This window comes from Thermoanaerobaculia bacterium (assembly GCA_018057705.1).
GTDB lineage: Bacteria > Acidobacteriota > Thermoanaerobaculia > Multivoradales > JAGPDF01 > JAGPDF01.
On record JAGPDF010000058.1, the window covers coordinates 22,224 to 28,565 of the forward strand.

General features: G+C 67.6%; 7 protein-coding genes. 1 reads left to right on the plus strand and 6 read right to left on the minus strand.

The genetic code is table 11. From position 1 onward, the window contains the following. Window positions 1-31: 31 nt before the first annotated feature. Both KBI44_15730 and KBI44_15735 read right to left on the minus strand, forming a co-directional pair. Window positions 32-493 (minus strand): isoprenylcysteine carboxylmethyltransferase family protein, encoded by a 462-nt coding sequence (locus tag KBI44_15730; GenBank protein ID MBP9145930.1) that lies wholly within the window; start codon window positions 491-493, stop codon window positions 32-34. Window positions 494-520: 27 nt separating this feature from the next. Continuing rightward, window positions 521-946, minus strand: coding sequence for a DUF1801 domain-containing protein (locus tag KBI44_15735; GenBank protein ID MBP9145931.1), 426 nt, complete (start codon window positions 944-946; stop codon window positions 521-523). A gap of 793 nt (window positions 947-1,739) precedes the next feature. Here KBI44_15735 and KBI44_15740 point away from each other — a divergent pair. After that, window positions 1,740-3,383 carry an EAL domain-containing protein gene (locus KBI44_15740; GenBank protein MBP9145932.1) on the plus strand — a complete coding sequence of 548 codons (1,644 nt, stop codon included), beginning with the start codon at window positions 1,740-1,742 and terminating at the stop codon, window positions 3,381-3,383. Between the two features lie 9 nt (window positions 3,384-3,392). Here KBI44_15740 and KBI44_15745 read toward each other — a convergent pair whose 3' ends face one another. The 4 genes from KBI44_15745 to KBI44_15760 form a co-directional block, all read right to left on the minus strand. After that, complete coding sequence (locus KBI44_15745) at window positions 3,393-3,794, minus strand: phosphate ABC transporter substrate-binding protein (GenBank protein ID MBP9145933.1); 402 nt, start codon at window positions 3,792-3,794, stop codon at window positions 3,393-3,395. 41 nt (window positions 3,795-3,835) lie between these two features. Beyond that, window positions 3,836-5,107 carry a porin gene (locus tag KBI44_15750; protein ID MBP9145934.1) on the minus strand — a complete coding sequence of 424 codons (1,272 nt, stop codon included), beginning with the start codon at window positions 5,105-5,107 and terminating at the stop codon, window positions 3,836-3,838. Window positions 5,108-5,277: 170 nt separating this feature from the next. Further along, window positions 5,278-5,919, minus strand: a complete 642-nt coding sequence (locus KBI44_15755; GenBank protein MBP9145935.1) for a DUF998 domain-containing protein — start codon at window positions 5,917-5,919, stop codon at window positions 5,278-5,280. 8 nt (window positions 5,920-5,927) lie between these two features. Continuing rightward, the coding region (locus KBI44_15760; protein MBP9145936.1) for a hypothetical protein at window positions 5,928-6,342 on the minus strand (415 nt) is incomplete at its 5' end.

Here is a 6,342-nt window from a genome sequence, read left to right on the forward strand (position 1 = left end):
CCCCGCTGTGTTCGGAAACGGAGCCGGCCCCTCAGAGCCACCGACGAACGGAGCGCAGATACTCCGTGAAATCTGGACCGAACCTGGCGGAGAGAATCCGCTCCTCCGGCCCGATCTGCAACCGGTTCATCCACGCGACGAAGAGCGGCGGACCGGCGAGCGCGGCGGCGTTGGCGAGGAAGATCGCCCAACCGAGCAGCGCGAACAGCAGCCCGAGGTACATCGGATTTCTCGTCCAGCGGTAGACGCCATGCGAGACCACCACCGACGTCTTTTCGGGATGCTGCGGATGGACCGTCGTCCGGCTGCGCCGAAAAGCAGCGACGCCGGCGAGCGCGATCGCGATCCCCGTCGCGGCGAGCGCCGCCGCGGCGACCCCGCGCCCAGGCACGGCGACCGTCCACGCCGGCAGCACCCACGCCAGACCGTACATCGCGGCGGCAACCAGGGCGAAGAGCAACACCGGCGGCACCTTCAACTCGAGCGCCTTCATGTCGTCCCGTCTCGCCTTGCCGTCCGCTCAGACATGTCGGATCCACTCGCGGACGATTGCGGTGAGAGCGGTGCGCGCGGCTTCGATCTCGGCGCGGCAGCGGAACTCGAGCATCGCGCGGTCTTTGCCCAGCCACCGGAGCAGGCCAGCGGGGTCGGCGATCGCCAGTCCTCCCGCCGGCAGCTCCCGCGCCTTTGCGCCGAGATGCAGGATGAGGCCGACCGCGCCCTTGCCGCGCAGGTGGGTCGTCGCGAAGTACTCCGTCGTGCGGAAACTCGGCGCGTTCCACTTGATCCCCTCGGCGATCCCCGGGTCGACCGCGAGGACGATGCACCGCAGGAGCTCGACCTCGGGCTTGAACGGGTGATCGAGCTGGAGCATGAAGGCATCGACCGCCGCAGTGGAATCCGGCGACACGGACGCAGCGACACTCCCGGGATTCTTCGTGGGCATGGCGGCGGCCTTGCTACCAAGGGCGCGTGGCGTGAGCGCCCGGGCCGGATAGGGGCCGCGGGGTCCGTTTGACGGACAGGGGGGCGGGGCGTAGCCTGACGCGGTGGCCACTTCCCTTCGGCGCGGGCTCGCCCGGCTGATCGAACCGTATGTACTCTTCCCGACTTTCGCGCTCCTCGGGCTTTGCGGTCTTTGGGGTGCGACCTACCTGCTCTTGCGGGCCGAGCGCAGCAATGTCGAGCGCGCTGCCCTCGCTTCGACTCGCGAGCTCGCCGAGACCTACGAAGCGCAGGTGGTCCGCGCCGTGCGCGAGATCGACCTGACGCTGAAGGCCGTCAAGTACGCCTACGAGCGCGGTGACGGGGAGAGAGCGCTGGAGGAGCTCAAGGGTCGCGCGCTTCTGCCGCCCGACCTGCTCTTCGTGGTGAGCATCGCCGACCGCACCGGCGATATCGCCGCCAGTACCCGGCCGCTCGCCATCACGAATGTCGGCGATCGACAGTTTTTTCAGACCCAGCGTGAAAGCGACACGCTGTCGATAGGTCAGGCTCTCCAGGACCCCGCTACCGGCGAATGGTTCGTTCGATTCGGCCGCCGGCTCGAGGGCGCCGGCGGGGACTTCGCCGGAGTCGCCATGCTCACCGTCGGCGCGGACTTCTTCGTCAGCGGCTACGAGGAGTCGAAGCTGGGCAGCGAGGGTGTGCTCGGAATTGTCGGCACCGACGGCGTCTTTCGCGCGCGGCGCTCGGGGGAGATCCTGAGCTACGGCGAGAGGGTCGACTACGCGACGACGATGCGCGGCGCGGATCAGGAGGAGACCGGCGTCACGCTCACGACGACCCCCTGGGACGGAGTGCTGCGCTACATCAGCGCGCGTCAACTCTACGACCTGCCCTTGACCGTCGTCGTCGGCATCTCGTATGCCGAACAGCTCGCCAGGACCGACAGCGATGCGCGCGTCTACCTCTGGCGGGCGGCCGCCGCCAGCTTCGTCCTCCTTCTCGTCGTTGCGGCGCTCGGCCGCATGAGCTGGCAGCTCGCGCTCAGCCGCAAGCGCGCGGTCTCGGAGCAGGTCGAACACGCCAAGCAGGTGGAGTATCTCGCCTATCACGACGGCCTGACCGGGCTGCCGAACCGAAGCCTCTTCAGCAAGCTCCTGCAACAGGGCATCCAGCAGGCGCGCCGCCATGAGCGCCAGCTGGCGGTGCTCTTCCTCGATCTCGACCGCTTCAAGCACATCAACGACACGCTCGGCCACGAGGCCGGCGATCAGCTGTTGCAGGAGGTGGCCAGGCGCCTGCGCGCCTGTGTGCGCGCGAGCGACACGGCGGCCCGCTTGGGCGGCGACGAGTTCGTCGTGATGCTGCCGGAGCTCGCCGAAGCCACCTACGCCGGCGCCGTGGCGCAGAAGATGATCGCCATGCTCGCCAAGCCCTTCGTGCTCCTGGGCCAGGAGTTCCGGGTGACGGGAAGCGTCGGCATCGCGACGCACCCGCAGGACGGCGCCGACGAACAGACGCTGACGAAGAACGCGGACATCGCGATGTACAAGGCGAAGGAGATGGGCAAGAACAACTTCCAGTTCTACTCCGAGGAGATGAACCACGAGTCGCTGGAGCGACTCGCCCTCGAATCGAGTCTCCGGCGCGCTCTGGAAAATGAGGAGTTCGTGCTCTTCTACCAGGCGAAGCGCGACCTCGGGAGCGGTCTCGTGACCGGAATGGAGGCGCTCCTGCGCTGGCAGCACCCTGAGCTCGGATTGGTTCCGCCGATGAAGTTCATTCCGGTCGCCGAGCAGTCCGGCCTCATCGCCTCGATCGGCAAGTGGGTCTTGCGCACGGCTTGCGCGCAGAACGTGACCTGGCAGCGCGAGGGGCTGCCTCGGCTGAGCATGGCAGTCAACCTCTCGGCGCTGCAGTTCTTCGATTCTCACCTCCTGGACGATGTCGCGTCGATCCTCGCGGCCACCGGCATGGATCCCGAACTCCTCGAGCTCGAGATCACGGAGATCATGTTGATGCAGGATGTCCCGCGGACCTTGCGCATCCTGACCGCGCTCAAAAGGCTCGGCGTGCACATCGCTGTCGACGACTTCGGGGTCGGCTACACGACACTCACCTCAATGCAGCAGTTCCCGCTCGACACGATCAAGATCGACCGCACGTTCATTCGCGACGTCGCCAGCGTCGCGGAGGACAAGGCCCTGACCGAGGCGATCATCGCGATGGGCAAGTCGCTGAGCGTTACGGTGGTGGCGCAGGGTGTGGAGACGAAGGCGCAGGTCGACTTCCTGCGTGAGCATGCCTGCGACGAGTTGCAGGGCTTCTATTTCAACCGCCCGGTCGCGGCGCGTGAGTTCGGCGACGTGCTGCGCGCGCAGGCCGCCGCGCCCGTGGTCACCGAGATCGCGGCGCACCTCACCAAGAAGCGCGCCTAGACGCCTCTTTCACTCGGACACGATGCGGACGCTCTCGTTCGCGAGCGATCGTTCGATGTAAGCGATGGCGCCCGGAACCTCTGCGACGCGCTCGAGCGCGGCCTTGCTGTCGGGCACCTGTTCCGGCGGTTGACCGCGGCCGGTGAAGATGATCTTCGACCAGTGCGCCTTGACCTGCGCGGGTGACTTCGCGGCGAAGTCGGCGTAGAAGGAATTGCGCACCGGCGACCCCTCGGGCTGGTCGATCGGCGCGGCCTTCACGCCGCCCGGAAACCGGCTGAGTCTGCCGAGGAAGAGGTCCGCGATCTGGTCGCGGGTGAGCGCGGTGACGCTGCTCTCGCGCGAGACGACGACCACGACATCGTCCTCCGCACCGAGGAGTGCGGTCCCCAGGACGAGGGCGATCCCGATGAAGTACGGCGCCGTGCGTGTCCCGATCCCCAAAGTCGGCCTCAGAAGACGATGTCGACGGCGATGCTGACGAGGTTGTAGCTCCCGCCAGGCCGGAAACCGGGTTGGACGTTGCCGAGGTTGCCGGCGGAGCCGGCGCCGAGGTCACTATGGTCGAACTGCAGTTTGAGGTCGAGATTCTTCATGAAGTCCCAGCGCACGCCGATGGAGGTCGTGTTCTGGTCCGGACTGGATCTGAGGAGGCCGTTGAGAGCGGCGTTGAGGCCGGCTGCGATCGCGGCGAAAGGAGGCGGATAAGCGTCTACCGTCAGACCCGGGTCGCTGCGGCTGCTCCGGGTGCTGACCGCGGAATAGGTCGCGTAAGGTGTAAAGCGGTCCCAGCGATAACCGCCACTTATATACCAGGCCGTACGGTCGCCGACTGCAGAATGACCGTGCGCATTGCCCACCTCGGCCATGACGAACCAGTCGATGGGGTCATACTGCACTCCTGCCCCGACGAACTCGAATGGGCCCCCGTCAGCGTCGTACTTGTCGGCGATCGCTTCGCCTTCCGGCCCGAACTGGCGAAAGATGTCGAACAGGGTGTTATAGCTGTCGATGTAGAGGTCGGTCCGCTGGTAGGCCAGCCGGCCAGTCCATGCGCCGCGCTCGGTCGTGGCCGTAAAGCCCCAGGAGTTGCGCGCCTTTGCCGTTCCACCGTCCTGGAGCTCGAGATCGCTCTGACCGACGCTTGCCTGGAAGGTATGAGCGAAGCCTCCCGCCAGCAGGCGATAGCTCGCGTCGACGCCGTCGTTGGCGGTGAGCGGTACCAGCGCGTAGACCTCGTTGGGTGGGCGTATCCAGACGTTGACGTAGCCGACTTTGCGATAGTCGGACACCATGAAGGTCGGCACGACGATGCGTCCAATCCGAACACTGGCGTCGGGCGTCACCTGATACTTGAGATTCATCCACTCGACGTGCGGCGTGTATTCGCCGTCGGCCTGCTGCTCGGCGAGAACCTGCACCAGAGCGGAGAGTCGTGGAGTGAAGGTGGCGGTGAGCTGCGCACCCACCCTGCTGTCGACCTCGGGGCTCCAGCTCTGGGAGAAACCGGCGCCGCTCTCGAGGATCAGGCTGCCGAGGAAGTCGGCCCGATCCTCGTCGGAGTGGACGACCCCGAGGGTCGCGTAGCCGTCGAACTCGAACTTGAAGCCTGAGGTTTCGTCGCCGCGTGCGGCAGACTGCGCGAGAACGACGAGCGCGAAGATTACCGTCGCCGCTCGGGCAGGCAGGCGCTGGTGTGAGTTGCGATGGTCGCTGCGCTCCATCGTTTCGGCCCTTCTCCAGGGCGCGAGCGCGGAGAAGAGACTGCAAGTCGACGGTCGATGTTCAGCCTCGGCGCCCCGGACTTCGAGATCATCCTACTCTCAAGCCGGAAGCGCGACCGCAGGCACGCGGGCGGCGAACGCGCTCGGATCGCACCCCCGTGACAACCCTCTCAGCTCGTGGCAGCCGGGCGATGGCGCAAATGGAGCGAGCAGGCGACGACCCAGCCGAGGACGGAGCCTTCGAGCAGGCGCTGGGAGAGGCCGACATAGGCGAAGTCCGGCGACAGGCCGAGGAGGCCGGCGAGAGCGAGGCCGCCGCCGACGAACCCGAGTGTCGCGAGGTACCTCGCGCCGGGCCAACTTCGCGCCGCCCAGCCGAGGGCGAAGAGCGCCGGCGGCGCCGTGATGTAGCCGGCGAGGCCAAGGAGGTTGTGCAGCGTCTGCGACAGGCTGGACTCCGCCGGCAGACAGCCCGGCTCGCAAGGGAAGAACGCCACGGCGACGTAGCCCAGTGCAAACAGGGCGAGCCCCGCGAGTCCGAGGGTAGCGGCGGGCGACGCCGGCAACGCCCGCCAGGCGAACCAGGCGAACAGGGTCATCAGGATTCCGGCGGGAAGGAAGCCGGCCCAGTTGACCAGCTGCGCTTGCGGCGCGCCGAACGCGCCCAGCTCGCTGATGTACTGCGAAGCGTGGCGATAGCCCGGAGTGCCGGCGGCGCCCAGAACGGGGAACAGCAGCGCTACGAACGCCCCGAGCAGGCCGCAGAGCGTGGCGGCGCGGCCGGCAGTCGCCGAGCCGAGATTCGGCCGCACAGGCGAGCTCAGCGGCGGCTCGCCGGAATCGCCGCGCTGGCCCGTTCGACGTTGGCGGTTGCCGCCGCGGCTGAAGTGATCGCTGTGGCCGCAGTGGCTGCAGCGAGTCCCTGCAGGGCGGGTCGGCGTCCGGGGGCGAGGGCGAGCGCGCGTTCGAACTCCGCGCGCGCTTCCGTCTGCCTGCCGCGGCGCAGGAGAAAGGCGGCCAACAGCTCGCGGCTCGGCAGGTCGATGGTCGGCGGGCCGAAGGCGACCGGCAGGGAATCTTCGAGCGCGACGGCCTGGCGCAGGAGCTTCTCGGCGCCGGTGAAGTCGCTCCGTCTCTCCGCGAGCAGGCCCTCGGCTTCGAGCCGGAAGATCTCGGGGCGCACCCGATAGGTCGGATCGGGATCGTTCTTCGCGACCTCGATGGCGACGACCTCG

What these genes read in the sequence shown, in the direction of transcription:
- KBI44_15730 (MBP9145930.1), bottom strand. Translation starts at nt 493, where the DNA reads ATGAAGGCGCTCGAGTTGAAGGTGCCGCCGGTGTTGCTCTTCGCCCTG.
- KBI44_15735 (MBP9145931.1), bottom strand. Translation starts at nt 946, where the DNA reads ATGCCCACGAAGAATCCCGGGAGTGTCGCTGCGTCCGTGTCGCCGGAT.
- KBI44_15740 (MBP9145932.1), top strand. Translation starts at nt 1,740, where the DNA reads ATGCGCGGCGCGGATCAGGAGGAGACCGGCGTCACGCTCACGACGACC.
- KBI44_15750 (MBP9145934.1), bottom strand. Translation starts at nt 5,107, where the DNA reads ATGGAGCGCAGCGACCATCGCAACTCACACCAGCGCCTGCCTGCCCGA.